We start from the raw sequence: 25011 nt of genomic DNA on the forward strand, positions 1-25011 counted from the left end.
CCCAGGTGCTCGGATCGTCATGGGGTTCAGGACACCCACTCCTTGACCTGCGCCACGGTGGCTGCGGGGTCCGGGTGGGAGGAGGTGCTGACGGGGGTGATGTTGAGGTCGGTGACTCCGGCCTCGGCGAAGGCAGCGATCCGCTCCTTGACGTACGACTCGGGGCCGACGAGGTTGGCGGCCTCGAGCCACTCGGTCGGGACGAGCGCCTCGGCCTCCTTCTTCTTGCCGGAGAGGTAGAGGTCCTGGATCTCCTCGGCCTCCGCCTCGTAGCCGTAGGCGCGGGCCACGTCGTTGTAGAAGTTCTTGCCCTTCGCGCCCATCCCACCGACGTAGAGGGCGAAGACCGGTCGCGCGAGGTCGAGCAGCGCCTTGGTCTCCGGGCCCTCACCGATCGCGAGCATGCCGCCGGCCATCACCTGCAGCGGCGCGAGGCCGTCGAGGCGCTTGGCGTTGCCCGCGGCCAGCGCGTCGCCCCACACCAGGTGCGCCTTCTCGGGGTGGAACAGGTGCGGGATCCAGCCGTCGGCGATCTCGGCGGTCTGCTCGACGTTCTTCGGACCGAGCGCCGCGATCCAGATGGGGATGGTGTCGCGCTCAGGGCGGGTGAGGAGCTTGAGCGGCTTGCCCAGTCCCGTGACCGCGCCGTGCTCCTTGGTCAGGGGCAGGTGGAAGGTGCCGTCGGCCGCCAGCGGCTCGCGCTTCAGGCCGCTGCGGATGATCTCCACGACCTCCGCCGTGCGCGCCATCGGCTTGGAGTAGGGGACGCCGTGGAAGCCCTCGATCACCTGCGGTCCGCTGACGCCGAGACCGAGGATCGCGCGTCCCTGGCTGACGTTGTCGAGGCCGGCGGCGGTCTGCAGCAGCGCACCCGGGGTGCGGGAGTAGATGTTGAGGATCCCCGAGCCGATCTGCACCGTCTCGGTCTTCGCGGCCAGGTAGCCCATCAGCGTGGGGGAGTCGAAGCCGTACGCCTCCGCGACCCACACGCTGTCCAGCCCGGCGCGCTCGAGCGCGACCACGTCGTCGGCCGCCTTGCGCGGGTTGCCGTCGTACATCAGGAGGGAGGCGAGGCGCATGCCGCAATCGTGACAGTGGGACTGTCACGGTGCAAGGTGCTAGTCCTGCGGGCAGACGGACCGGTAGGGCTGGGCGGGGAGGAACTGCGCCCACTCGGCCTCGGTCAGGTCGCGCCCGGCCATCTGGCAGGCGAAGTCGATGGCCCGGTCCAGGTCCGTGTCCCAGCGGTAGACCGTGCCGTCGTACGACGCAATGGCCACGTCGTGGGTGTCGCCGATGAAGCTCGTGCCGGAGATCACGGGCTTCCCCAGACGTGGCGGGTGCACGGTGCCGAGCAGCTCCAGCGTCGAGGCGTCCCACAGGCTGACGCCGCCGTCAGCGGCTCCCGAGACGAGCCGCTCGCCATCCTCGGAGTAGTCGAGCCAGTGCACGGCGCTGCCGAGGCTCGTGGCACGGCCCTGCTCGTCGCCCGTCGAGACGTCGAGCGTGACGATCTCGCCAGTCTTGCCCGCCACCGCCACGGTGGTGGCGTCGGGCGAGGCGGTGGACGTGTAGGCGAGCAGGTCCACTTCGCCCTCTGCCAGCACTTCTCCGGTGCTCACGTTGAGCATTCGCACGTGCCCGGACCCCAGGTCCCGCGCAGCCTCATAGACCATGGCGGTGCCGTCCCTCCCGATCGCCGTGGCACAACAGTTCGACGCGATGTCGAGGCGGTCGGGCGACAGCAGTGTCCCGGCATCGACGATGCTGGTGTGGAGGTCGTCGAAGTGCGCGAGCCCTTCCGTGAGGATCAGGCTGCGACCGTCGTCGACGTACGCGATCCCGAAGATGTCACGGTCGCCGCCGAGGACGTCCTCCTGCTCGATGAGCTTGCCGGTGGCGGACTCGAGGATCCGCACGGAGCCCGGCTCCAGCATGCACTCGGGCACACCGTCGCACCAGTGCGCGGCGTAGCGAGTCCCATCGGGATGCCACGCTCCGGGGACCCACGGGCTGCCCTCCCAGGCCGGGAGCCGGGTCGCCGGCGTCCGTCTCCCGGTGTCGGTGTCGACGAACCGGACCCATCCCCGGCCCACGCCGTCCACCCATCGATAGGCCACCTGGTCCCCGTCGGGCGACACGTGCGCCCAGGCGAACTTGCCTGCATCGTCGACCTGGGTTGTCCGACGGAGGTAGGTGCCCTGGGCGGACCGGTCCCAGGTGCGCAGCATCGAGTCGAGCCCACCGCCATGGACGAGGTCGTTGTCCGGGCCGAAGCCGACGCTGTAGGGATCGGAGGTGTCCCACCGCTCGAGGGGCCGGCCGGCCGTTGTGTCCCAGACGATGAGCTCGCCGTCGTTGGCCACTGAGCCCAGGAGCGTGCCGTCGGGCGAGAAGCGGATGTCGTTCACGGTGCTCCGGTGTCCGCGAAGGGTGTGGACCGTCTCGCCGGTGACAGGGTCCACCAGGATGCCGTCCCTCGCGCTCATCTCGTCGCCCCAGTCCGACACCGCGAGCAGGGTTCCCTCGCTGTTCAGGTCGAGAGCGGTGTACCACGTCGTCAGGTCCGGGCGCCGCCAGACCCGCGTGCCCGTCGCGACGTCGTACGCCGTCAGCGGCCAGCCGGTGTACAACGTGTCGCCGTCCGGGCTGAGCGCCATTCCCTGGACGTCGGTTCCGGTCGAGACCCGGACGGGCAGTGACGACGGTGAGCGGAGGTCCCACACGAGCGCGTGGCTCGGGCTCCTCCCATGTCCCTTGTACGGCCAGTTGACGGTCTGGACCGTGGTCGCGAGGTGGGTCCCGTCTGCACTGAACCGGGCGTCGACCGCCCACACCGGCTCGTCGTCAGGGAAGGTGAGCTCGGTCGCCGGGTCCATGGTGGTCGGGTCCAGGATCCGGATCGGCTCGGTGGACTTCGTGCCGTGCAGGACGACGGCCAGCTGCTTGCTGTCAGGGCTGAAGGCCGCCCCGAGGGCCTGCAGGCGGCTCCCGGTCCGACCCGCGTCGTAGCTGTCGTGCAGCTGGTTGGTGGCCGCGTCGTAGACGTGCATCCGGTTCTGGTCGTCCGAGGCAGCGATCCAGCGGCCGTCGTGGCTCACGTCGAAGACGTCGAGGTATCCGCCACCCGGTGGCACGGACCTGACGAGGAGCGGTTGCTCGGCCAGTGCGGTCAGCAGGTTCGTCCGGGTCTCCGGCGAGACGTCCAGCCGTGTCCCCGCGACCGCGAGCAGGAGCGAGAGGCTGATGTCGTCGGTGAGCTGGGATCGCAGGCCCACCCGCCGCGCGTCGGCAGAGACGGCGAGCTGCTGGGCCCGGGCGGCGGTGTCGTTCGCGCGCTCGGACTGCACGACAGCGACACCGCCGGCAGCGAGGGCGAGGACGAGGAGGGCGACGGCGCCACCCAGCACGATCCGCAGGCGGCGGATCATCCTTGCCTGCATCCTGGCCTGCTCCGCCGCACTCCGCTCCTCGACCTCGGCCTGTGCCCGCGCGGCCTCCAGGAAGTCCTGCTCCACGACGGTGAGGGTCACTCCTGCGCCGGCTGCCCAGTCGATCGTCCGGGTCAACCGACCTCCTCTGTACAGCTCGCTGTCGGGCCTGCCCAGGGTGTCCCAGGCGTCGGCGGTCGAGCTCAGGTGGTGCAGGATCCGGCGGCCCTCGACGTCGTCCTCGAGCCAGCCGCGCAGCCGTGGCCACGCCCGGGCCAGGGACTCGTGGGTGACCTCGAGGACCCCGTCGTCGCTGGTGACGAGCCGGGCGGCGACGAGCATCTCGATCAACCGCACGTGCTCGGGGCCGGTGGCGACCAGACGGCGAGGGACCCGGGTTCGCACCGGCTCGCCCTCGGAGCCGGGGGAGAGCAGGCGCAGCACGAGGTCCCGCAGCGCTTCGCGGTGGTCCGGCTCGACCTCGGCGTAGAGCCGCTCAGCCGACTGCGCCACCGCGCCGTGGATCCCCCCACTGGCGCGGTAGCCGTCGACGGTGAGGGTGTTGCCCTCGCGCCTCTTCCACGTCTCGAGCAGTGCGTGGGAGAGGAGCGGCAGCGCTCCCGGGTCGTCGCGGACCTCGGTGACCAGGACGTCGACGAGCCCCGGTTCGAGGAGCAGCCCGGCCTGCCGGGCGGGCTCGACCACGGCCAGCCGCAGCCCGGCCTCGTCCAGTCCTCCGACGAGGTAGAGCCCGCGCTCGACGAGCCGGCTGAAGGCCGGGTACGCCGTCAGGTCCGCCAGTCGATCGGCGCGAAGGGCCACCACGACCGGTCGGCACGCCGCCTCCTCCACGAGCCTGGCGATGAAGGTCGCGGACTCCTCGGGGTCCTCGCACAAGGTGAAGAGCTCCTCGGCCTGGTCCACCAGGAGGGCGTCACCGGCCTGCAGGGCCGTCAGCGAGCTGAGGGCCCGGACCGGGTACCTCCCCGGGGTGAGGATGGTGCACCGGGTGCCGCGCTCCTGGAGGCGCGCGCCGATCCCGGCGCGCATCAGCGAGGACTTGCCGGAGCCGGAGGGGCCGACCAGAGCGAGGAGGCGTCCCTCGGCGAGGATGGTCGAACCCGCCTCGATCTCCGCGTCACGACCGAAGAACCGGTCGGCCTCCGCGACGTCGTACGCCTGCAGCCCCTGCCACGGGCAGGTCGCAGAGCGCGGGCCCTCCGCGGACCCTCCGAGCGAGGGATCCTGCTGCAGGACGGACTGCTCGAGGGCCAGCACCGCGGGTGCCGGGTCGATCCCGAGCTCCCGGGCGAGCACGGCTCGGAGCTGACGGATGGTCCGCAGGGCCTCGCCCTGGGCTCCGGTGCGGTACTGCGCGAGCGCGAGCAGCTCCCAGCGACGCTCGCGCAGGGGCGCAGCGCGCACCATGTCGTGCGCGCGCGGGAGGGCTTCGCGCGTGCGCCCGAGGCGCAGCTGCGCGTCGATCAGCAGCTCCTCCGCCTCGCGGCGCAGCTCGTCCAAGCGGCTGGCCTCCCGGCGTGCCGGTGGCCACTCCGAGAGGTCCGCGAACGCTGCGCCCCGCCACAGGTCGAGTGCCTGCTCCAACAGGTAGACGACCCGGTCGGCCTCCCCGAGCTCGAGGAGGTCCCGGGCCCGGACGACCTGGGCCTCGAACCGTCGGGCGTCGACCTCGTCGGCAGGCACGGCCAGCCGGTACCCCCGGTCCGTCGTCTCGATCGTCCCGGGGCCGAGCGTCTTGCGCAGCCGGACGATGCACGACTGGAGGTTCTTGTGGGCCGAGGCCGGCGGGTGGGCTCCCCAGACGGCGTCGCCCAGCTCGTCGGCCGTGACGGGACCGCCCTGCCGGACGGTGAGGGCTTGGAGTACGGCGCGGTCCCGTGGGCCGAGGCGTCCCGAGCCGTCCACGGCGAGCGGGCCGAGGACCTGGATGCCCACGTCCTCACCGTCCTCCCGCGGTGGTGCCGCGTCAACGGTGTGGATACCGGACCGATACCGGGACTGGACCAGTGGGATACCGCCCGGCAGCAGCGTCGAGGGCTCGGACCACTCCGTCCGGCCTGACTCAAGGAGCACCTCATGAACAGCTACTCGCTCACCGCCGACTCCCGCCGCTGGTGGTGGCTCCCGGCCACTGCCGGAGCGCTCGGCACGGCGGCCGTCACCGCCATCCTGGTGGTCCCCGCCACGGGCAGTGCCTCGTTGCCGGCACCGCCGCCGACCGAGGTCGGCGGGACCGGCGTCGTCGTCGAACGGCCCTGCTACCTGGCCCGCCCGGGCTGGAACACCGCCCGTGGTTGGGACCAGCCCGTCTGCGGCACCGAGCTCCGTCGCCGGGTGCTGCCCGCGCCACGGCCGGCGCCCGACTACCTGCCGTGACCGATGCCGGCGACGGGCAGCTCAGCCCTCGACGTACGCCGCGCCGTCCAGGACCTCCGCGACGGCGCGGCTGCGCGGCTCCGACCCCAGCAACGTCGCGGTGACGAACTCCGCGGCGTACGACTCGAAGGTGGAGCCGTGGCGCAACATCGCGTGCCGGGCACCGGGCACCGAGACGTAGCCGACGGACGCGTCACGCCCGAGGCGACGCGCCAGGTCGGCGGACCGCGAGGGGAGGGCGATCCGGTCGTCGGTGCCGTGCACGACGAGGACCTGGCGACCAGCCAGGTCGACGCGGTCGCTCGGCAGCACCCACGGGTTGAGGGCCACCACCGACCGGACCTGCGGCGCGTCGCCGCCGAGCAGCGCGGCCCGTCCGCCGAGCGAGTGGCCGACGAGGGCGACCGGCACGTCGCCGTGCCGCTCGGCGACCTGCTCGAGCGCCCACGCGAGGTCCATCACCGGCGTGGTCTGCGAGTCCCAGCCGCGGTGGGAGTTGAGGAGCCGGTGGACGGCCAGCCGCGAGCGCCCGGCGCGGGCGATGCGCCGCGCGACTGGCACCATCCGCAGCACCGACAGCTGGGTCGGGCTCACCATCGCGCGCTCGCCCCGGCTCGCCCCGCCGTGCAGCACGACCACCACACCCTCGGGGTCGCGGGGCGCGCGGACGGGGACGAGCCGGGCGTCGGTCACCCGTGCAGGCCCGGGATCCGGGCGGTGATGCCCTCGAGCACGGTGGTCGGGCGCTGCTCCTCGCCGGCGCGCGCGCTGATCACGACGAGCGCGCCGGTGAGTGCGGGGACCGCCCATTGCAGCATCCGGAGCTGGCGCTGGGCCGCGGCGACGTCGCTCGGGGTGCCCGTCGAGGGCTCGGTGCCCGACTCCGCGGGCACCGCGGTCTGTGCCGACACGCGCTTGCCCAGCACCCGGCTGTAGGCCGTCACGCCCAGCGCGGCGGCGGTCAGCCCGGTCTTGACCATCGTGGTGCGCAGGGCGCCCTTCTGGGCGGTCACGCGGCCGGCGTCGGAGCCGAGCATGCCGATGCTGCCGAGGAGGTGCGCCGCGATGGCGGCGGCGTTCACCGGGGTCCAGCGGTCCCAGCCGACGTTGGCCACCGCGCCGGTGCCGCTCGGGGAGTCGGCCTGGGCGGCAGCCGCGTTGAGCGCGGTCGCGTTGGCCAGCGTGCCGCCGAACCAGGCCGCCAGGCCGATGTCGTGGAGCGAGCGGGACAGGGTGTTCGTGTTCTGGGACATGGTTCCTCCGGAGGTGACGGGGGGTGACGTGGTCTGCTGACCGCTGTCCGTACCCCGCGTGCGCGGCCTCATGCCCTCAGCGGCCCAGACCCTCCACGACCTCGGCCCCCGGCAGGTCGGCCAGCAGCCGGCCGGGCACCAGCAGCTTGGAGCGGCGTACGCCGCTGCCGAGCACGACGACGGGCTCGTCGAGCAGCGCCTCGTGCACCAGCACCCGCCACCCGGCCGGCAGCCCGACCGGGGTGATGCCGCCGTGCTCCATCCCCGTCTCCTCGACGGCCCGGTCCATCGGCAGGAAGGACGCCTTGCGGACGTCGAGCATCTTGCGCACGAGCGTGTTGACGTCGGCGCGCGTGTCGGCGCGGACCACGCAGGCGGCGATCCGCTCGTCGCCGGCGCGGGTCCCGGCGACCACGACGCAGTTGCCGCTCGCGGTCATCGGGATGTCGTAGGCCCCGCTCATCGCCGCCGTGTCGGCGAGGTCGGGGTCGATGTCGACCACCGCGACCTCGCTCGCGCCGGACCAGCCGGCCAGGGCCTCGGCGACCGGAGCCGCCACCAGCGCGGTGTGGTCGGCGACCGGCAAGGACGTCAGGGACGGGAAGCTCGGGAGTGTCACGCGGCCATCATGCGCCATTCATGTCCGCGTCACCGCCCGGTCCCGCGCAGCCGTCACGGTGGTGCCATGACGGTGACCCGCGAGGCGCTCGAGATGGCCCCGTCGTTGGTCCTCACGCCCGCCGTGGTTGCGCACCGCGGCGCCAGCGGGCACCGTCCCGAGCACACCCTCGACGCCTACCGGACCGCGATCCGCATGGGCGCCGACGACATCGAGCTCGACCTCGTCTCCACCCGGGACGGGGTGCTGGTGGCCCGTCACGACCTCGAGCTCAGTGCGACCACCGACGTCGCGGGTCGCCCCGAGCTCGCCCACCTGCGCCGCACCGTCGTCGTCGACGGGGAGGAGCAGCACGGCTGGTTCGTCCACGACCTCACGCTGCGCGAGCTGAAGACGCTCACCGCCCGCGAGCGGATGCCGCAGACCCGTCCCGCCAGTGCGGCGTACGACGGGGTCGAGGGAGTGGCGACCCTCACCGAGGTGCTGGCGATGGTCGGGGCCGAGTCGGCGCGGCGCGGACGTGCCGTCGGGGTGCTGCTCGAGCTCAAGCACGCCGCCCACCACGACGCGATCGGCCTGCCGCTCGACGTCCCCCTCCTGCGCGAGCTCGCCCGCCACGGCCTCGACCACCCGTGGGCGCGGGTGTCGATCATGTCGTTCGAGACCACCATCCTGCGCCGGCTCGCGGGGCGGACCCGGCTCTCGCTGGTCCAGCTCCTCGGCTCGCTGCACCGGCGTCCGGCCGACCTCGAGGCGGCCGGTGAGCCCCGCACCTACGCCGACCTGGTCTCGCCCGAGGGCCTGGCGTGGATCGACGACTACGCCGACGGCATCGGGCCGCACACGTCGCTGGTGCTGCCGCGCGACCGGGCCGGGGCGATCGATGCCCCGTCCGGGCTGGTCCGCGACGCGCACCGCCGCGGCCTCACGGTGCACGTGTGGACCGTGCGCGGCGAGAACCGCTACCTGCCGACCAACCTGCGCCGCGGGTCGGCTCCCGACGCACTGGGCGACATGGCCGGCGAGGTGCGCGCCCTGCTCGCTGCCGGGGTCGACGGCGTGATCACCGACCACCCGGACGCGGCCGTCGCGGTGCTGCGCGAGGGCCTCATGGCCGTCGGTCGCTGACCCGTCACGGGACGTTCACCGGGGCGTGTCCCGGACGCCGTCCGGGACGGGCAGCCTCGTCGGCATGACCTCTCGGAAGGCCCCCGCGGCCGCTCTCGCCCTGGCACTCGCCGCCACCCTCACCTCCTTCTCGGCTCCCGCCACCGCCGCTCCGGCAGAGCCTCGCGAGCCGTCACTCGTGGAGCCGATCCTGATCGGGCACCGCGGCGCCTCGGGCTACCGACCCGAGCACACGCTCGCTGCCTACCGCCTCGCCATCGCGCAGGGCGCCGACTACATCGAGCCCGACCTCGTCAGCACCAAGGACGGGGTCCTCGTCGCGCGCCACGAGAACGAGATCAGCGGCACGACCGACGTCGCCGACCACCCCGAGTTCGCCGACCGCCGCGCCACCAAGGTCATCGACGGCCGCCCGGTGACCGGCTGGTTCACCGAGGACTTCACCTACCGCGAGCTGCGCACCCTGCGCGCCAAGGAGCGGCTGCCGCAGGTGCGCCCCGACAACACGGCGTACGACGGCCAGGAGCGGATCCCGACCCTCGACCAGGTCATCAAGCTGGCCCGCCGCGCCGGCGTGGGCATCTATCCCGAGACCAAGCACCCGTCCTACTTCGACTCCATCGGCCTCTCGCTGGAGGAGCCGCTCGTCGCGGCCCTGGAGAAGCGCAAGTGGGACGATGCCGACGACCCGGTCGTCATCCAGTCCTTCGAGGTGTCGAACCTCCGCGAGCTCGACACGATGGTGGACGTCCCGCTCGCCCAGCTCGTCGACGCCGCGGGCGGGCCCGCCGACCTCCCCGGCACGACGTACGCCTCGATGCTCACCGCCGCCGGCCTGCGCGCGATCGCGACGTACGCCGACGGGCTGGGCGCCAACAAGTTCGTCGTGCTCCCACGCGGTGCCACCGTCCCGACGGCCGTCGTCGCCGACGCGCACGCCGCCGGGCTGGTCGTGCACGTGTGGACGCTGCGCCTGGAGAACCAGTTCATGGACGCCCGCTTCAGGAGCGGCACGGACCCGAACGCCGCCGGCGACCTGGCCGCCGAGGCGCGGGCCTTCCTCGACGCCGGTGTCGACGGCATCTTCAGCGACCACCCGGACGTGGTGGCCGACGTCCTCGACGTGCGCTGATCGCGGGGCGGGGCGGGCGTAGGCTCGGGTCGTGACGCACGAATCCGCTGCCTCGTCCGCCCTCCTCGAGCGCATCCGCGCGTCCGTCATCGGCGACGACCAGGTGATGCAGGGCCCCTACGGCCCGCGCCGCGTGACCTATGCCGACTACACCGCGTCCGGCCGCAGCCTGGCCTTCATCGAGGACTTCATCCGCGACGAAGTGCTGCCGGCCTACGCCAACACCCACACCGAGGCGAGCGGCACCGGCCTCCAGACGACCCGGCTCCGCGAGGACGCCCGGCGGATCATCCGCGAGGCCGTCGGGGGCGACGACGAGACGGTCGTGGTGTTCTGCGGCTCCGGCAGCACCGCGGCGATCGACAAGCTGATCGGCATCCTGGGCCTGCGCGTCCCGGCGGCGCTCGAGGACCGCTACCACCTCACCGCCGCGATCCCGCCCGAGGAGCGCCCGGTGGTGTTCATCGGCCCCTTCGAGCACCACTCCAACGAGATCCCGTGGCGCGAGACGATCGCGGACGTCGTCACGATCCACGAGGACGCCGACGGCCGGGTCTCCCTCGACCACCTCCGCGAGGAGCTCGAGGCCCACGCCGACCGGCCGCTCAAGATCGGGTCGTTCTCCGCGGCCTCCAACGTCACCGGCATCGTGACCGACACCGAGGGCGTGGCCGACCTGCTCCACGAGCACGGCGCGCTGAGCTTCTGGGACTTCGCCGCGTGCGCGCCCTACGTCGACATCGAGATGTACGGCCCCGGCAGGTCGGTCAAGGACGCGATCTTCATCAGCCCGCACAAGTTCATCGGCGGTCCCGGCACGCCCGGGGTGCTGGTCGTGCGCCGCGAGCTGATGACCAACCGGGTGCCGGTCGTGCCCGGCGGCGGCACGGTGATGTACGTCAACCCCACCGAGCACCGCTACCTCGACGACCCCGCCCACCGCGAGGAGGGCGGCACCCCCGCCATCGTCGAGTCGATCCGCGCCGGGCTGGTCTTCCAGCTCAAGCAGGCGGTCGGGGTCGAGACGATCCAGGCGCACGAGGAGGAGCTGCTGGGCCGGGCGGTCGAGGCGTGGGTCGCCGAGCCGACCATCCAGATCCTCGGCAACCTCGACTCCCAGCGGCTCTCGATCGTGTCGTTCGTCATCAAGGCGCCCGACGGGTCCTACCTCCACCACAACTTCGTGGTCGCGCTGCTCAACGACCTCTTCGGCATCCAGACCCGCGGCGGCTGCTCGTGCGCCGGTCCCTACGGCCACCGGCTGCTCGACATCGACCTCGACACCAGCCACCAGTTCGAGGCGCAGATCGCCGGCGGGTGCGAGGGCATCAAGCCGGGCTGGGTGCGGGTCAACTTCAACTACTTCGTCGACGAGGAGGTCTTCTCCTACGTCGTGGAGGCGGTGCGCCTCGTCGCCCGCGAGGGCTGGCGGCTGCTCGGCGACTACCGCTTCGACCCGCTCACCGGGCTGTGGCACCACCGCACCGGACCGGTGGAGCCGCCGCTGCGCCTCGCGGACGTGTCGTACGCCGCCGACGGGGCGATGACGTGGCCCTCGCACACGATGACGGCCCCCGTCTCGGTGCTCCGCGAGCACCTCGACGAGGGCCGCGCGATCATGGCCGCCGCGTCGCCGCCGGACTGGTCGGACGCCGCGCACCTCGGTGCGGACTTCGACGGCCTGCGGTGGTTCGCGCTGCCGGCCTGCTCGCTGGGCTAGGCGCGTCCCTCGCCCGCGCGGCGCGAGGCCCACACCGTCGCCGCGAGACCGGCGGCGCCGGCCGCGATCCACGGGATAGGCATCAGCCACCGCAGCTCGTCGTCCGCGACGACGCCGCCCTGGACGAGGGCCCAGACCAGCACCATCCCGGCGAAGGCCACGCCCATCACGAGGTGGCCGACGTTGACCGGGTGGAAGCCCCTGCGCCGCTCCGGAGCGTCGAGGGGGCCGACCATCGGCTCGTCGTAGCCGTAGTGCTCGTTCATGTCTGTGCTCATCTCGGGTGCTCCTCAGGCTGCTTCGCGGACGATGACCTCGCCGGCGAACAGGTCGATGGTGATGGACATGTCGGGGACCTCGTCGCCGCCGTCGCGGAACCCGTCGAGGTTGACGTCGAGACCGTCGCGACGCTCGTCGAAGACCCGGCTGTCGCCGGCGAACAGGTCGGTCCGCACGGTGACGTCCATGCCGTCGGGGACCACCACCTCCACGCGGCCGCCGACACCGTCGACGGTCACGGCGCGTCCGTCGAGCGCGTCCACGTCGGAGACGTCGGACAGGTCGAGGGTGAGCTCGCCGCCCCCGAGGTCGTAGGAGTCACGCACGTCGGCGGCGCTGGTCGGCGCGTAGGACAGCCGGTCGTCGGGGAAGCTGCTCGTGGCGGTGGTGGCCGCCGTGGCCAGGGCGGCCACCAGGCCGAGGGCGATCAGGCCGCCTGCACGGCCCCAGAAGGCGCCGACCACGAGCATGGCCGCGGTGATGCCGAGCGCCAGCGCCGGGTAGGCGCTCTCCGCCACGGCCACCCCGGCGAGGTCGACCACGCCGAGCACGCCCTCGGCGAGCGCGATCAGCGCGACGGTGAAGAAGAAGAGGATCGGGCCGCGGCGACGCGGGTTGCGGTACTGCCGCGGCGCCCGGGCGTACGCCTCCGGCGGCTGCCACGCGGTCTGGTCCCAGCCGCTCTGGTCCCAGCCGCCCTGGTCCCAGCCGCCCTGGTCCCACCCGGCGGGGTCGAGCCCGGTCGTGGGGTCGGGCTGCTGCGCGCTGCCCGGCGCGGCAGGACCGGCGTACCCGTAGCCGGAGCGGGAAGTGGAGCGGTCCTTGCGGTTGAGGAACCAGATGACGATCGCGGCCACGATCGCCAGCGGCCACGGGAACCAGAACGCCCCGGCCCAGTCGCCGACGGCGCTCAGCAGCGCCAGGACGCCGACACCCGCGAGGGCGAGCGAGCGGCTGCGCACGTCGAGGCCGAGCGGCCGGTCGTCGGTGCCCTCCTCGGGCACGAGGAGCCATGCGCCGACGTAGGCGATGAGCCCGGCCCCGCCGAAGAAGACCCCGACGACCAGCGCGACGCGGATGATGATGACGTCGACGTCGAGGTGGCGGGCCAGGCCGCCGGCGACCCCGGCGACGTGCCGGTCGGTGACGCTGCGCCGCAGCCGGCCGAGGTCCTTCATCTCGTCGCGGCTCACGCGGGGGCCGGCAGGGCCCGACGGCGGAGGCGTCGGCTGCTCGTCCGTGCCGGTGGGGGTGGTGCTCGGGGTGTCCATGGCTCCACTCTGCTCTTCCCCGACCCCGGCCACCATCGGGGACAGCCCTGATTCGCAGGCGTGCTGCGGGGGAGGCGACTCAGGGTCGGCTCGGGGTCTGTCCTCATGGTGGCGCGCGCGGCGCCCTGCGACGATGGAGCCACGATGACGCAGACCTACCCGCACCGCAGCAGCCGCTCGCGCCGCGCCTTCCGCGACCTGTCGTCGCCGATCGCCGGTGGCGTCGCCGGCGGCCTCGCGGTGCACCTCGCGGTCCCGGTGCTCTGGGTGCGGGGCTTCTTCGTCGCCACCGCGTTCCTCGGCGGCTTCGGGCTGATGCTCTACGCCGGGCTGTGGATGTTCCTGCCCGCCGACCAGCGCTTCGAGGTGGGCGCCCCCGGCCTCGAGAGCGCGTCGCGCACCGGCAAGCGGCCCGGTCGCCGCTCACGGCTGCGCGACGCAGGACCCGCGATCGCCCTCGGTGCGCTGTTCTTCGGCGTCGTGCTCGGCTTCGAGGGCATCTTCGGCCAGGGTGCGCTCTTCTGGCCGGTCGTCCTCGGCGTCTCCGGCATCGCGCTGCTGTGGCGCCAGGCCGACGAGGCGCAGCGCGAGCGCTGGACCGACACGACGGGACGCATCGACCCGTTCCGCGCGGTCTTCGGCAACGGCGGCTGGGCGGCGTACGGCCGCATCGCCGCGGGCCTGGGCCTGATCCTCTCCGCCCTCATCGTCTTCGCGGTCGCGGCCGGCCAGGCGCGCTTCGCCGTGCCCGTGGTGGTCGCCGGGCTGCTCGGTCTGCTCGGACTGGCCATCGTGGTGGGGCCGTGGGCGCTGCGCCTCGTCGACGACCTCGGCGCCGAGCGCGCCGAGCGGGTGCGCACCCAGGAGCGCGCCGACATGGCCGCCCACCTGCACGACTCCGTGCTCCAGACCCTCGCCCTGATCCAGAAGAACTCCCACGACGCCACCACCGTCGCCCGGCTCGCCCGCTCCCAGGAGCGCGACCTGCGCCAGTGGCTCTTCGAGGCCGAGAGCACCGACGCCACCACGCTGGCCGGTGCGCTGAAGGAGATGGCCGCCGACGTCGAGTCGCAGCACCGCGTGGTCGTCGACGTCGTCACCGTCGGCGACTGCCCCGTCGACGAGTCGCTGCGCCCCCTGGTGCACGCCGCGCGGGAGGCGGTGGTCAACGTCGCCAAGCACGCCGGCACCGAGCGCGCCGACGTCTACGCCGAGACGTCCGAGTCGGCCGTCGACGTCTTCGTCCGCGACCGTGGCGCCGGCTTCGACCCCGCCGCCGTGGCGACGGACCGCCACGGCGTGCGCAGCAGCATCGTGGACCGGATGGCGCGCCACGGCGGTCGGGCGGACGTACGCTCGGCGCCGGGCGAGGGCACCGAGGTCCGGCTGCACATGCCCCGCACCGCACCCCGCGCCGGCCACCCCGGCCGGGCCGCAGACGAGGAGAACCGATGAGCCAGCCCACCCACGACGCCGACCCCGTGCGGGTCGTCCTGGTCGACGACCACGCGATGTTCCGGGGCGGGGTCCGTGCCGAGCTCGCCGCGAGCGGCGCCGGGGTCGTGGAGGTCGTCGGCGAGGCCGCCGACGCGGACGCAGCCGTCGCGGTGGTGAGCGACCTCCGTCCGCAGGTGGTGCTGCTCGACGTGCACCTGCCCGGCGGGGGAGGCGTGGAGGTGATGCGCCGCCAGCCGTCGCCCGACACGCTCTACCTCGCGCTGTCGGTCTCCGACGCCGCCGAGGACGTCATCGGCACCATCCGCGGCGGCGCTCGCGGCTACGTCACCAAGACCATCACCGGGCCCGAGCTGGTCGACGCGATCGTGCGGGTGGCGGGTGGCGACGCCGTCTTCTCGCCCCGCCTGGCCGGCTTCGTGCTCGACGCCTTCGCCGGGTCGATCGACGTCGCTGCCGTCGACGAGGACCTGGACCGGCTGACCGAGCGCGAGCGGGAGGTGATGCGCCTGATCGCCCGCGGCTACGCCTACAAGGAGGTCGCCAAGGAGCTGTTCATCTCGGTGAAGACCGTCGAGACCCACATGTCGTCGGTGCTGCGCAAGCTCCAGCTCTCGAGTCGCCACGAGCTCACGAAGTGGGCCTCGGACCGGCGTCTGCTGTAGGCGCGATGCCATCCGGCGGGGTGGGCGACGATTGACAACGTCGGGCGGAACCGATGGGCTCGACGCACCCATCTCCTCTCGGAAGCGAGGCCTCCGTGGCCGACAGCACTGCAACCTCGCCATCGCGCACTGACGACGACGGCGGCCTGAAGCGGTCTATCACCGGGGCGCAGCTGTTCTTCTACACGCTGGGCGACGTTCTCGGGTCGGGCATCTACGTCCTCATCGGACTGGTGGCGGCAGCGGTCGGTGGGGCGTTCTGGATCGCCTTCGCCGCCGGGGTGACCGTCGCAGCGATCACCGGATCGGCGTACGCCGAGCTGGTCACCAAGTACCCCCAGGCGGCCGGTTCGTCGCTCTACGTCCAGAAGGCCTTCGGCAACAAGGCCCTGACCTTCCTGGTCACCGTGTCCTTCCTGTCGGCCAGCTTCGCCGCGTCCGGCTCGCTCGCCGCGGGGTTCGCCTCCTACTTCGGCCAGCTCTTCGACGGTGGCGGTCCGCCGGCGCTGCTCGTCTCGCTCGTCTTCGTCGCCCTGCTGGTGCTGATCAACTACATCGGCATCACCGAGTCGGTCGTGATGAACATGCTGATGACGTTCGTGGAGCTCAGCGGCCTGGTCATCGTGATGATCATCGCCGTCTACTACATCGCCCAGGGCAACGCGGACTTCGGGACGCTCACCGACATCAGCGTCTCCGGCAACCCGGCGCTCGCCGTCCTCGCCGGGGTGGCGCTGTCGTTCTTCGCCATGACGGGGTTCGAGAACACCGCCAACGTCGCCGAGGAGACGGTCGACCCCTACAAGGCGTTCCCGCGCTCGCTCATCGGCGGCATGATCGTTGCGGGCATCGTCTACGTGCTGGTCTCGATGGCGGCCGCGCTCACCGTGCCGGTCGACCAGCTGGCGGAGTCCGACGTCGCGCTGCTCGAGGTGGTCAAGCAGGGCATCCTGCCCTTCTCCACCGAGCTGATGACCACGATCTTCACCATCATCGCGCTCGTCGCCATCACCAACACCACCCTCGTCACCCTGGTGACGCAGCCCCGCATCCTCTACGGCATGGCGCGCGAGGACGTCGTCCCGGGTGTCTTCGCCAAGGTCCACTCCAGCCGGCGCAGTCCCTGGGTCGGCCTGCTGTTCAGCGGCCTGGTGGTGGGCGGGCTGCTCGTCGCCGGCACGCTGATCACCGAGGCGGGCGGCGGCATCGACATCGTCGAGCGACTGGCCCTGGTGACGGTCGTCTTCCTGCTCGCCATCTACGCGCTGGTGATCGTGACCTGTCTCAAGCTGCGCGGCCGGGACGAGGACGAGCGCGCGTTCCGCGCCAGCACGCCCCTGCTGGTCGTCGGGCTCGTCGGGAACCTCGCCATCCTCTACTACGCCATCTACGACGACCCGGCCTCGCTCTGGTGGTGTGCCGGGCTGCTCGCCGTCGGGGTGGTCCTCTACGTGGCCGAGCAGCTGTTCGGCAACAAGTCCGAGCCGCGTCCCGGCACCGCCTCGCGCACCCCCAAGGGAGACCTCTGATGCACGTCATCGTCGCCACGGACGGCTCGAAGCAGTCGTTGGCCGCCGCCAAGCACCTCAAGTCCTTCGCCGACCCGACGAAGGTCACCGAGATCTCCGTCGTGGCGGTCGTCCGGCCCCTGGCGTCGGTGGCCTTCGCCGACGAGGTGTCCGAGGGCAGCGACGCGTGGCCCACGGGTTCGTTCCGAGAGGCCGCCGAGAACGCCGTCGAGACGATCGCGAAGGTCTTCGAGGGCTGGGGTCCCAAGGTCAACAAGCGGGTGCGGAGCGGCTCGGCTGCCAACGAGATCATCAAGGCGGCCAAGCAGTACGACGCCGGGCTGGTCGTGGTGGCGGCCGGCGGTCGCGGCCTGAGCGACGCCGTCCTCGTCGGCAGCACCGCCCAGCGCGTGCAGCACTACGCGCCGTGCCCGGTGCTCGTCGTACGCCCCGCGCCCCGGAAGAAGAAGTAGGCACCACCGGCCGTAGGATCCCGCCATGGAGACCCTGCGGCTGGTGCTGCTCTTCGTCCACATCCTCGGCTTCGCGGCCCTGCTCGGTGGCCTGCTCGTGCAGCTGCGCTCGGAGCCGAAGGTGGTCAACTCCCTGATGCGCGACGGCATCGGGACGGCCTTCCTCGCCGGGCTGCTGCTGGTCGGCGTCCTGGAGAGCCTCGGCTCGCCGGACCACGCGAAGATCGGCGTGAAGTTCGCCGTCGGCCTGGTCATCCTGGTCCTGGTGATGGTCAACATGCGCAAGCCGAGCGTCCCGCAGGGGCTCTACTTCGGGCTCCTCGCGCTCACGATCGCCAACATCGCGGTCGCGGTGTTCTGGTCGCCCACCCACGCCTGATCCACAGGAGCGGGCGGGGCCTCCGGCTGTCCCACCTCCCGCATAGGCTTGGCCGGTCATGAGTCCTACCGATGCCGCCCTCGTCGACCACCCCCTCCTCGAGGGCCTCAACGACCCCCAGCGCGCGGCGGTGACCCACGCGGGCGCTCCGCTGCTCGTGGTCGCCGGTGCGGGCTCGGGCAAGACCCGCGTGCTGACCCGCCGCATCGCCTGGCTGATCAACGAGCGCAAGGCCCACCCGGGCTCGATCCTGGCCATCACCTTCACCAACAAGGCCGCGGCCGAGATGAAGGAGCGCGTGCAGGAGCTGGTGGGCAACCGCGCCCGCATCATGTGGGTCTCGACCTTCCACTCCTCGTGCGTGCGGATCCTGCGCAAGGAGATCGACCGGGTCGGCTTCAAGTCCAGCTTCTCCATCTACGACGCCGCCGACTCCAAGCGCCTGATGACCCTGGTGCTGCGCGACCTCGAGCTCGACCCCAAGCGCTACCAGCCCAACGCCGTGCTCAACTGGGTCTCGGACCAGAAGAACGAGCTGCGCGACCCCGAGGACGTCACCAAGGAGGCGCGCAACAGCTTCGAGGAGGCCTACGCCAAGGCCTACACCCACTACCAGCGCCGCCTGCGCGACGCCAACGCCCTCGACTTCGACGACCTGATCATGACCACGGTCCACCTGCTGCAGGCGTTCCCCGACGTGCGCGAGAACTACCGCCGCCGCTTCCGCCACGTGCTGGTGGACGAGTACCAGGACACCAACCACGCCCAGTACAGCCTCATCCAGCAGCTGTGCGGGCAGTCCTTCGAGGAGGAGGATGCCGCGGGGGAGCGGGTCGAGCCCAGCGAGCTCATGGTCGTGGGTGACGCCGACCAGTCGATCTATGCCTTCCGCGGTGCCGACATCCGCAACATCCTCGACTTCGAGCAGGACTTCCCCAACGCCACCACCATCCTGCTGGAGCAGAACTACCGCTCCACCCAGACGATCCTGTCCGCGGCCAACGCGGTGATCGGCAACAACCGCAGCCGCAAGCCCAAGCGGCTGTGGACCGATGCCGGGGAGGGTGCCCGCATCGTCGGCTACGTCTCCGACGACGAGCACGACGAGGCCCGCTTCGTCAGCCAGGAGATCGACACGCTCGTCGACGACGCCGGGGTCCGTCCGGCCGACGTGGCCGTCTTCTACCGCACCAACGCCCAGTCGCGCGTCTTCGAGGAGGTGTTCATCCGCACCGGCCAGCCCTACAAGGTCGTCGGCGGGGTCCGCTTCTACGAGCGCAAGGAGGTCCGCGACGCGCTCGCCTACCTTCGGGTGCTGGTCAACACCGCCGACGAGATCTCCCTGCGACGGGTGCTCAACACCCCCAAGCGCGGCATCGGCGACCGGGCGGAGGCTTGCATCGCCGCGCTCGCCGAGCGCGACCGCACGACCTTCTGGGAGGCGCTCACCCGTGCCGCCGAGGCGCCGGGCCTGGCCACCCGGAGCCTGAAGAACATCGAGGCCTTCGTCGCGATCATCCAGGAGCTCCAGTCGATGGTCGAGGCCGACGAGCGCCCCGACGTGATCCTGGAGTCGGTCCTCGAGCGCTCCGGCTACCTCGCCGAGCTCGAGGCCAGCGACGACCCGCAGGACGACACCCGCGTGGAGAACCTCGCCGAGCTCGTCGCCGTGGCGCGCGAGTTCGCCGAGGACCCCCAGCCCGGCCCCAGCGCGGACCCCGCCGAGGTGGAGGCCGGGACGGTCGCGGTGGGGCTCGGCGACTTCCTCGAGCGCGTCGCCCTGGTCGCCGACGCCGACCAGATCCCCGACTCACCGGACGGCGACGACTCCGGCGTCGTCACGCTGATGACGCTCCACACCGCCAAGGGCCTGGAGTTCCCGGTCGTGTTCCTCACCGGGCTGGAGGACGGCGTCTTCCCCCACCAGCGCTCGCTGGGCGACCAGCCGGAGCTGGAGGAGGAGCGCCGTCTGGCCTATGTCGGCCTCACCCGCGCCCAGCAGCGCCTCTACGTCTCCCGAGCCCTCGTCCGCTCCGCCTGGGGCGCCCCGAGCCACAACCCCGCCAGCCGGTTCCTCGACGAGCTGCCCATCGACCTCGTCGACTGGCGGCGCACGGCTGCGGAGCAGACCCGCTGGGGCCGTGCCGACCACGCCGGCGGCTCCACCCGCCTCGGCGCACCCACCGAGGCCGGACGCCGCAACTTCTCCTCCGCCGCACTGCGTGCCGACGCCGCCGCCAAGGCCAAGCCGGCGCGCGAGATCCCCAGCCTGGCGCCGGGGGACAGGGTCCTGCACGACTCGTTCGGCATGGGCACCGTCGTGGCCGTCGACGGGGTGGCGGAGAAGTCGGTCGCCTCGATCGACTTCGGCTCCGACGGCGTCAAGCGCCTGCTGCTGCGCTACGCGCCGGTCGAGAAGCTGTAGCAGCCGCGGGTCGCGTGGCTCAGGTTGTCGGGCACATGGGTCGAAGATTTCGACGCGCCCGTCGCGGCTTCGTTCCTCAGCCGCGGGGCTTGCTCAATCTCCCCTGACTTCCGACTCGCTCCGCGAGTCGGTCAGGGGACAATCCCGTGCTCGACGAAGGCCTGGAACGGGTCGACCGGACCGCCGCCGCCCGGCCGCACCTCGAGGTGGAGGTGGGAGCCGGTGACGTTGCCGGTCGCGCCTACGGTGCCGATGGTCTCGCCGCCGTTGACGCGGTCGCCGACCGAGACGTAGATCGAGGTCTGGTGGCAGTACCAGATCTCGGTGCCGTCATCGAGGGTGACCACGGTCTTGTTGCCATAGGCGCCGTCGTAGCCGGTCTCGGTGACGGTGCCGTTGGCCACCGACAGGATCGGGTCACCGGAGTTGGCGTTGAAGTCCAGGCCCGTGTGGTAGCTGGCCCAGAGGCCGTACTGGCCGAAGGTCGCGGTGATGCCGTAGCTGTTGAGGGGGAGAACCCACTTGTTCTCCTCGATCTTCGCCGCCTGCGCCTCGGCCGCCTTGCGCATCTCGTCGAGCTTGGCAGCGCGCTCGGCCATCTGCTTCTCGGCGAGGGCGATCAGCTCGGGATCGCTCTCCTCGCCCGCCTGACGGGTGCCGTCACGGCTGACGATCACGCCGCGGCGCGACATCGTCTGGCCGGTCACGGAGCCGATGGACCCGCTCGCCTCGATCTGGGAGCCGGCACTCGCGAGGGCCGACGTGCCAGCGGTGGACGCGGTGACAGCGCCGCCTGCGGAGATCGCCAGGACCGCGACCCCGGCCACGAGGGGCAGGGACGGGAGCCGGACAGGGGACCGCCGCGGCGGCGTTGCGGCACGGCGCTTGCCGTGCACAGGTGCGGCTGGTGCCGAGGTGCGTCGCTGGGGAGCGCGCTCCGCTCGGTGGTTGCCCATAGGGGTATTTACCAATCTGCCGGGTCAGGGGGGTCGGGTCGGCAAGACCGCGCACGACTGTAACGGATAGATCACGGGATCGGGCAATGCCCAGGAAAAAGGTGGAGGAATCGCGCATACGGTCGCTATGCGGACACGTTCGCGTCGAAATCAGCCCCGTGCGGCCTGGTAGCGCTCGAGCGCCTCCTTGCGCTCGTCCGCGTGGTCGACGATGCGACGTGGGTAGTCGTGCTCGTAGCCGAGGTCGAACTTCCACGGCTCGTGGGCGGCCTTGCCGGGCAGGTGGACCAGCTCGGGCACCCAGCGGCGTACGTAGTCGCCCTGCGGGTCGAACTTGAGGCCCTGGGTGACCGGGTTGAAGACCCGGAAGTAGGGGGAGGCGTCCGTGCCGGTGCCGGCCACCCACTGCCAGCCGTGGTTGTTCGACGCGACGTCCCCGTCGATCAGCAGGTCGAGGAAGTGCCGGGCGCCCACGGGCCACCAGACGTGCAGGTCCTTGGTGAGGAAGGACGCGGTGATCATCCGGACCCGGTTGTGCATCCACCCCGAGTGGAGCAGCTGGCGCATCCCGGCGTCGACGATGGGGTAGCCGGTCGTGCCGGTGCGCCAGGCATCGATCGCGTCCTCGGGGTCGTCGTAGCGCATGCCCTCCAGGGTCGGCTTGAGGTCGCGCCACGCCGAGGCCGGCTCGTGCCACAGGACGTCGGCGTAGAACTCGCGCCAGGCGATCTCGGTGGCCCAGGTGGACTCGGTGTCGATGTCGGCGAGGAGCGAGCGCGGGTGGAGCACGCCGAGGTGGAGGTACGCCGAGAGGCGCGAGGTGCCGTCGTGGTCGGGGCGGTCGCGCTCGGTGGGGTAGTCCTCCAGCCCGCCGTCGCGGAACTCCCGCCAACGGCGCCACGCGGCGTCCTCACCGGCTCCGGGCAGGTCGAACGGCGCGTCGGTGACCGCCTCCTCCATCATGTCGAGCGCGCGCTGGTGGGAGTCGGCCGGCGCCAGGTCGGGGGAGCGGGGCGTGTGCGCCGGCTCGGGCCACCCGTGCTCGCGCCAGGCCCGCGCGAAGGCGGAGAACACCTGGTAGGCGCCGCCGCTGCCGTTGCGGACCAGCCCCGGCCCCACGGCGTACGGCGAGCCGGTGGAAACCAGCTCGACCTGCGAGCCGATCGCGTCGTCGCGGCGGCGTCCGTAGGGCGTGGTCTCTGCGGAGACGTGCACCCGGCGCCCGTCGGCCACCCGCGGCACCACCTCGCGGGGGTCTCCGACGTGGACCGACAGCGGGATGCGCTCGGCGAGGGCGAGGACGTTGGCCGACAGCCAGGCCCGTCGGGCGGGGCCGGCGCCCTTCCACAGCACCGGGTCGAGCACGAACAGCGCCGTGACCGTGCCCTCCTCGAGGGCGGCGAGCAGGGCCGGGTTGTCCCGGATCCTGAGGTCGCGCCTGAACCACATCACCGAGGACTTCTCCGAGGACTTCTCCGAGGACTTCGCCGAGGACATGGCCTCAACGTAGCCGGGGGGTGACCACCACCACGCTCACCCGACCTCGTGCGACCCCTGTGCGGAGGTCTAGGGTGCCGAGAGGGAAACCCCGCCACTGTTCGCAGACGAAAAGGACCGGTCACCTCGTGGACCTGATGGAATTTCAGGCGAAGGAGCTCTTCGCCAAGCACGGAGTCGCAACCACGCTGGGCGTGGTCGCCGAGACCCCCGAGGCTGCTCGCGCCGCCGCGGAGGAGATGGGCGGAGTCACCGTCGTCAAGGCGCAGGTCAAGGCCGGCGGCCGCGGCAAGGCGGGTGGCGTGAAGATCGCCAAGACCGCCGACGAGGCCGAGTCCTACGCCCGCGACATCCTCGGCATGGAGATCAAGGGCCTCACCGTCAACCGGGTCCTGGTGACCCCGGCGACGCCCCCGGTGGAGGAGTACTACTTCTCCTTCCTGCTCGACCGCTCCAACCGTTCGCACCTGTGCATCGCCTCGGTCGAGGGCGGCGTGGAGATCGAGGAGGTCGCCAAGACCAACCCCGACGCCGTCAAGAAGATCCGCGTGGACGCGCTCGAGGGCGTGACCCCCGAGAAGGCCGCCGCGATCGTCGACGAGGCCAAGTTCCCCGCCGAGCTGCGTGACCAGGCCATCGAGATGGTCCAGGCGCTGTGGAAGGTCTATGTCGAGGAGGACGCCACCCTCGTCGAGGTCAACCCGCTGGCCCGCCTCGAGGGCGACAAGCTCGAGGCCCTCGACGGCAAGGTGTCGCTGGACGACAACGCCTCCGAGGTCCGCCACCCCGACCACGCGCAGTTCGAGATCCGCGAGGAGGCCGACGCGCTGGAGTCGAAGGCCAAGGACAAGGGCCTCAACTACGTCAAGCTCGACGGCCAGGTCGGCATCATCGGCAACGGCGCGGGGCTCGTGATGAGCACCCTCGACGTCGTCGCCTACGCCGGCGAGGCGCACGGCGGCGTGAAGCCCGCCAACTTCCTCGACATCGGCGGCGGCGCCAACGCCCAGGTCATGGCCGACGGTCTCGACGTGATCATCAACGACCCGCAGGTGAAGAGCATCTTCGTCAACGTCTTCGGCGGCATCACTGCCTGCGACGAGGTCGCCAACGGCATCAAGGGTGCGCTGGAGATCCTCGGCGACGAGGAGAGCAAGCCCCTCGTCGTCCGCCTCGACGGCAACAACGTCGAGGAGGGCCGTCGCATCCTCGACGAGCTCAACCACCCGCTGGTCACCCAGGTCGACACGATGGACGGCGCGGCCGACAAGGCCGCCGAGCTCGCCCACCAGGCCTGAGAGAGAGAACTGAAGAGATGTCTATCTACCTCACCAAGGACAGCAAGATCATCGTCCAGGGCATGACCGGTGGCATGGGTGCCAAGCACACCACCCTCATGGTCGAGTCCGGCGCCAACATCGTCGGCGGCGTCAACGCGCGCAAGGCCGGCACGACCGTCGAGCTCGGCGGCAAGGAGCTGCCCGTCTTCGGCACCGTCGAGGAGGCGATGAAGGAGACCGGCGCCGACGTGTCGGTGGCCTTCGTGCCCCCGGCCTTCACCAAGGACGCCTGCATCGAGGCGATCGACGCCGAGATCCCGCTCCTCGTGGTCATCACCGAGGGCGTCCCCGTCCTCGACACCGCCGAGGTCGTGCAGTACCTCGAGGGCAAGAACACCCGGATGATCGGCCCCAACTGCCCCGGCATCATCACGCCGGAGGAGTCGCTGGCCGGCATCACGCCCCACACCATCGCGGGCAAGGGCCCGGTCGGCCTGGTGTCGAAGTCGGGCACGCTGACCTACCAGATGATGTACGAGCTGAAGGACTTCGGCTTCACGACCGCCATCGGCATCGGTGGTGACCCGATCGTCGGCACCACGCACATCGACGCGCTCGAGGCCTTCGAGAACGACCCGGAGACCAAGGCGATCGTGATGATCGGCGAGATCGGCGGAGACGCCGAGGAGCGTGCCGCGGCCTACATCAAGAACCACGTCACCAAGCCGGTCGTCGGCTACGTCGCCGGCTTCACCGCTCCGGAGGGCAAGACCATGGGCCACGCCGGCGCCATCGTGTCCGGCTCCTCGGGCACCGCGCAGGCCAAGAAGGAGGCCCTCGAGGCCGCCGGGGTCAAGGTCGGCAAGACGCCGTCGGAGACCGCTGCCCTGATGCGGGCCATCCTCAACGAGCTCTAGGCATCAGTTCCTCTGATCGAGGCTCGCGCCAGTTCCCTCCAGACGGCTCCGCAGGTCCACCTGCGGGGCCGTCTGGCTTTCGTGGCGGGCCGGGCGCCGGGCCTCCCAGAGCACGCGCCACACCACGTGCGCGCCGAGCAGGCGTACGGGCGCGACGGCACGGCGCGGCGAGGAGGGCAGCGTCGGGCAGGCCGAGCTGGCCAGCGTGGATGGAATGGACATGGTT

Annotated in this window: 22 protein-coding genes; 12 read left to right on the top strand and 10 right to left on the bottom strand. The window is 71.8% G+C overall.

The features are described from left to right. Positions 1-26: 26 nt before the first annotated feature. Together CFI00_RS04995 and CFI00_RS05000 are read right to left on the bottom strand one after the other, a co-directional pair. A complete protein-coding gene (locus CFI00_RS04995) occupies positions 27-1079 on the bottom strand; it encodes an LLM class F420-dependent oxidoreductase (protein ID WP_207084168.1) in 1053 nt (350 codons plus the stop codon). Positions 1080-1118: 39 nt separating this feature from the next. Then, positions 1119-5387, bottom strand: a complete 4269-nt coding sequence (locus CFI00_RS05000) for a BTAD domain-containing putative transcriptional regulator (RefSeq protein ID WP_207084169.1) — start codon at positions 5385-5387, stop codon at positions 1119-1121. 141 nt (positions 5388-5528) lie between these two features. On the opposite strand from CFI00_RS05000, the gene CFI00_RS05005 reads away from it, so the two are divergent. Continuing rightward, positions 5529-5828, top strand: a complete 300-nt coding sequence (locus CFI00_RS05005; RefSeq protein WP_207084170.1) for a hypothetical protein — start codon at positions 5529-5531, stop codon at positions 5826-5828. A gap of 21 nt (positions 5829-5849) precedes the next feature. Here the strand turns inward: CFI00_RS05005 and CFI00_RS05010 are convergent, their stop codons facing one another. The 3 genes from CFI00_RS05010 to CFI00_RS05020 all read right to left on the bottom strand — a co-directional run bounded on the left by CFI00_RS05010 (position 5850) and on the right by CFI00_RS05020 (position 7700). Next, positions 5850-6521, bottom strand: a complete 672-nt coding sequence (locus CFI00_RS05010) for an alpha/beta fold hydrolase (RefSeq protein WP_207085707.1) — start codon at positions 6519-6521, stop codon at positions 5850-5852. After that, entirely contained in the window at positions 6518-7081 is a 564-nt protein-coding gene (locus CFI00_RS05015) for a hypothetical protein (RefSeq protein ID WP_207084171.1), read from the bottom strand. The genes CFI00_RS05010 and CFI00_RS05015 overlap by 4 nt, the downstream gene beginning before the upstream one ends. Before the next feature lie 76 nt (positions 7082-7157). Then, entirely contained in the window at positions 7158-7700 is a 543-nt protein-coding gene (locus tag CFI00_RS05020; RefSeq protein WP_242532684.1) for a YbaK/EbsC family protein, read from the bottom strand. 66 nt (positions 7701-7766) lie between these two features. On the opposite strand from CFI00_RS05020, the gene CFI00_RS05025 reads away from it, so the two are divergent. From CFI00_RS05025 to CFI00_RS05035, 3 genes are all read left to right on the top strand, one after another. Then, positions 7767-8828 carry a glycerophosphodiester phosphodiesterase family protein gene (locus CFI00_RS05025; protein WP_242532685.1) on the top strand — a complete coding sequence of 354 codons (1062 nt, stop codon included), beginning with the start codon at positions 7767-7769 and terminating at the stop codon, positions 8826-8828. 64 nt (positions 8829-8892) lie between these two features. Continuing rightward, positions 8893-9960: a glycerophosphodiester phosphodiesterase gene (locus tag CFI00_RS05030; RefSeq protein WP_207084173.1), complete on the top strand. Its 1068-nt coding sequence runs from the start codon at positions 8893-8895 to the stop codon at positions 9958-9960. Positions 9961-9991: 31 nt separating this feature from the next. Beyond that, entirely contained in the window at positions 9992-11680 is a 1689-nt protein-coding gene (locus tag CFI00_RS05035) for an aminotransferase class V-fold PLP-dependent enzyme (protein WP_242532686.1), read from the top strand. Here CFI00_RS05035 and CFI00_RS05040 read toward each other — a convergent pair. Both CFI00_RS05040 and CFI00_RS05045 read right to left on the bottom strand, forming a co-directional pair. Continuing rightward, complete coding sequence (locus CFI00_RS05040) at positions 11677-11958, bottom strand: hypothetical protein (protein ID WP_207084174.1); 282 nt, start codon at positions 11956-11958, stop codon at positions 11677-11679. The two genes, CFI00_RS05035 and CFI00_RS05040, sit on opposite strands and share 4 nt — an antisense overlap. A gap of 12 nt (positions 11959-11970) precedes the next feature. After that, entirely contained in the window at positions 11971-13230 is a 1260-nt protein-coding gene (locus CFI00_RS05045; protein ID WP_207084175.1) for a PspC domain-containing protein, read from the bottom strand. Between the two features lie 144 nt (positions 13231-13374). Between CFI00_RS05045 and CFI00_RS05050 the strand changes: the two genes are divergently transcribed. The 6 genes from CFI00_RS05050 to pcrA all read left to right on the top strand — a co-directional run bounded on the left by CFI00_RS05050 (position 13375) and on the right by pcrA (position 20135). Beyond that, positions 13375-14685 carry an ATP-binding protein gene (locus CFI00_RS05050; RefSeq protein ID WP_207084176.1) on the top strand — a complete coding sequence of 437 codons (1311 nt, stop codon included), beginning with the start codon at positions 13375-13377 and terminating at the stop codon, positions 14683-14685. Continuing rightward, complete coding sequence (locus CFI00_RS05055) at positions 14682-15350, top strand: response regulator transcription factor (RefSeq protein ID WP_207084177.1); 669 nt, start codon at positions 14682-14684, stop codon at positions 15348-15350. The genes CFI00_RS05050 and CFI00_RS05055 overlap by 4 nt, the downstream gene beginning before the upstream one ends. Before the next feature lie 95 nt (positions 15351-15445). Continuing rightward, a complete protein-coding gene (locus CFI00_RS05060; RefSeq protein WP_207084178.1) occupies positions 15446-16879 on the top strand; it encodes an APC family permease in 1434 nt (477 codons plus the stop codon). Continuing rightward, positions 16879-17331, top strand: coding sequence for a universal stress protein (locus CFI00_RS05065; RefSeq protein WP_207084179.1), 453 nt, complete (start codon positions 16879-16881; stop codon positions 17329-17331). The genes CFI00_RS05060 and CFI00_RS05065 overlap by 1 nt, the downstream gene beginning before the upstream one ends. Before the next feature lie 25 nt (positions 17332-17356). Next, entirely contained in the window at positions 17357-17710 is a 354-nt protein-coding gene (locus CFI00_RS05070) for a hypothetical protein (RefSeq protein ID WP_207084180.1), read from the top strand. Positions 17711-17768: 58 nt separating this feature from the next. Beyond that, positions 17769-20135, top strand: a complete 2367-nt coding sequence (gene pcrA / locus CFI00_RS05075) for a DNA helicase PcrA (protein ID WP_207084181.1) — start codon at positions 17769-17771, stop codon at positions 20133-20135. Between the two features lie 131 nt (positions 20136-20266). Here pcrA and CFI00_RS05080 read toward each other — a convergent pair whose 3' ends face one another. Then, complete coding sequence (locus CFI00_RS05080) at positions 20267-20962, bottom strand: M23 family metallopeptidase (RefSeq protein ID WP_207084182.1); 696 nt, start codon at positions 20960-20962, stop codon at positions 20267-20269. A 279-nt stretch (positions 20963-21241) separates the two neighbouring features. Continuing rightward, complete coding sequence (locus CFI00_RS05085; protein WP_207084183.1) at positions 21242-22588, bottom strand: deoxyribodipyrimidine photo-lyase; 1347 nt, start codon at positions 22586-22588, stop codon at positions 21242-21244. A 128-nt stretch (positions 22589-22716) separates the two neighbouring features. Between CFI00_RS05085 and sucC the strand changes: the two genes are divergently transcribed. Both sucC and sucD read left to right on the top strand, forming a co-directional pair. Next, on the top strand, positions 22717-23886 hold the full coding sequence (gene sucC, locus CFI00_RS05090; RefSeq protein ID WP_207084184.1) for an ADP-forming succinate--CoA ligase subunit beta: 1170 nt from the start codon (positions 22717-22719) through the stop codon (positions 23884-23886). 17 nt (positions 23887-23903) lie between these two features. Next, on the top strand, positions 23904-24785 hold the full coding sequence (sucD, locus tag CFI00_RS05095) for a succinate--CoA ligase subunit alpha (protein ID WP_207084185.1): 882 nt from the start codon (positions 23904-23906) through the stop codon (positions 24783-24785). 3 nt (positions 24786-24788) lie between these two features. On the opposite strand, the gene CFI00_RS05100 is transcribed toward sucD, so the two are convergent. Next, positions 24789-25007: a hypothetical protein gene (locus tag CFI00_RS05100; RefSeq protein ID WP_207084186.1), complete on the bottom strand. Its 219-nt coding sequence runs from the start codon at positions 25005-25007 to the stop codon at positions 24789-24791. Positions 25008-25011 lie beyond the last annotated feature (4 nt).

The sequence above is a fragment of the Nocardioides sp. S5 genome, from assembly GCF_017310035.1.
Classification (GTDB): domain Bacteria; phylum Actinomycetota; class Actinomycetes; order Propionibacteriales; family Nocardioidaceae; genus Nocardioides.

Excerpts from the sequence above, each read along its gene's own strand:
- CFI00_RS04995 (WP_207084168.1), bottom strand. The coding sequence starts at position 1,079 with ATGCGCCTCGCCTCCCTCCTGATGTACGACGGCAACCCGCGCAAGGCG.
- CFI00_RS05005 (WP_207084170.1), top strand. The coding sequence starts at position 5,529 with ATGAACAGCTACTCGCTCACCGCCGACTCCCGCCGCTGGTGGTGGCTC.
- CFI00_RS05015 (WP_207084171.1), bottom strand. The coding sequence starts at position 7,081 with ATGTCCCAGAACACGAACACCCTGTCCCGCTCGCTCCACGACATCGGC.
- CFI00_RS05025 (WP_242532685.1), top strand. The coding sequence starts at position 7,767 with ATGACGGTGACCCGCGAGGCGCTCGAGATGGCCCCGTCGTTGGTCCTC.
- CFI00_RS05030 (WP_207084173.1), top strand. The coding sequence starts at position 8,893 with ATGACCTCTCGGAAGGCCCCCGCGGCCGCTCTCGCCCTGGCACTCGCC.
- CFI00_RS05040 (WP_207084174.1), bottom strand. The coding sequence starts at position 11,958 with ATGAGCACAGACATGAACGAGCACTACGGCTACGACGAGCCGATGGTC.
- CFI00_RS05045 (WP_207084175.1), bottom strand. The coding sequence starts at position 13,230 with ATGGACACCCCGAGCACCACCCCCACCGGCACGGACGAGCAGCCGACG.
- CFI00_RS05050 (WP_207084176.1), top strand. The coding sequence starts at position 13,375 with ATGACGCAGACCTACCCGCACCGCAGCAGCCGCTCGCGCCGCGCCTTC.
- CFI00_RS05055 (WP_207084177.1), top strand. The coding sequence starts at position 14,682 with ATGAGCCAGCCCACCCACGACGCCGACCCCGTGCGGGTCGTCCTGGTC.
- CFI00_RS05065 (WP_207084179.1), top strand. The coding sequence starts at position 16,879 with ATGCACGTCATCGTCGCCACGGACGGCTCGAAGCAGTCGTTGGCCGCC.
- CFI00_RS05070 (WP_207084180.1), top strand. The coding sequence starts at position 17,357 with ATGGAGACCCTGCGGCTGGTGCTGCTCTTCGTCCACATCCTCGGCTTC.
- pcrA (WP_207084181.1), top strand. The coding sequence starts at position 17,769 with ATGAGTCCTACCGATGCCGCCCTCGTCGACCACCCCCTCCTCGAGGGC.
- CFI00_RS05085 (WP_207084183.1), bottom strand. The coding sequence starts at position 22,588 with ATGTCCTCGGCGAAGTCCTCGGAGAAGTCCTCGGAGAAGTCCTCGGTG.
- sucD (WP_207084185.1), top strand. The coding sequence starts at position 23,904 with ATGTCTATCTACCTCACCAAGGACAGCAAGATCATCGTCCAGGGCATG.
- CFI00_RS05100 (WP_207084186.1), bottom strand. The coding sequence starts at position 25,007 with ATGTCCATTCCATCCACGCTGGCCAGCTCGGCCTGCCCGACGCTGCCC.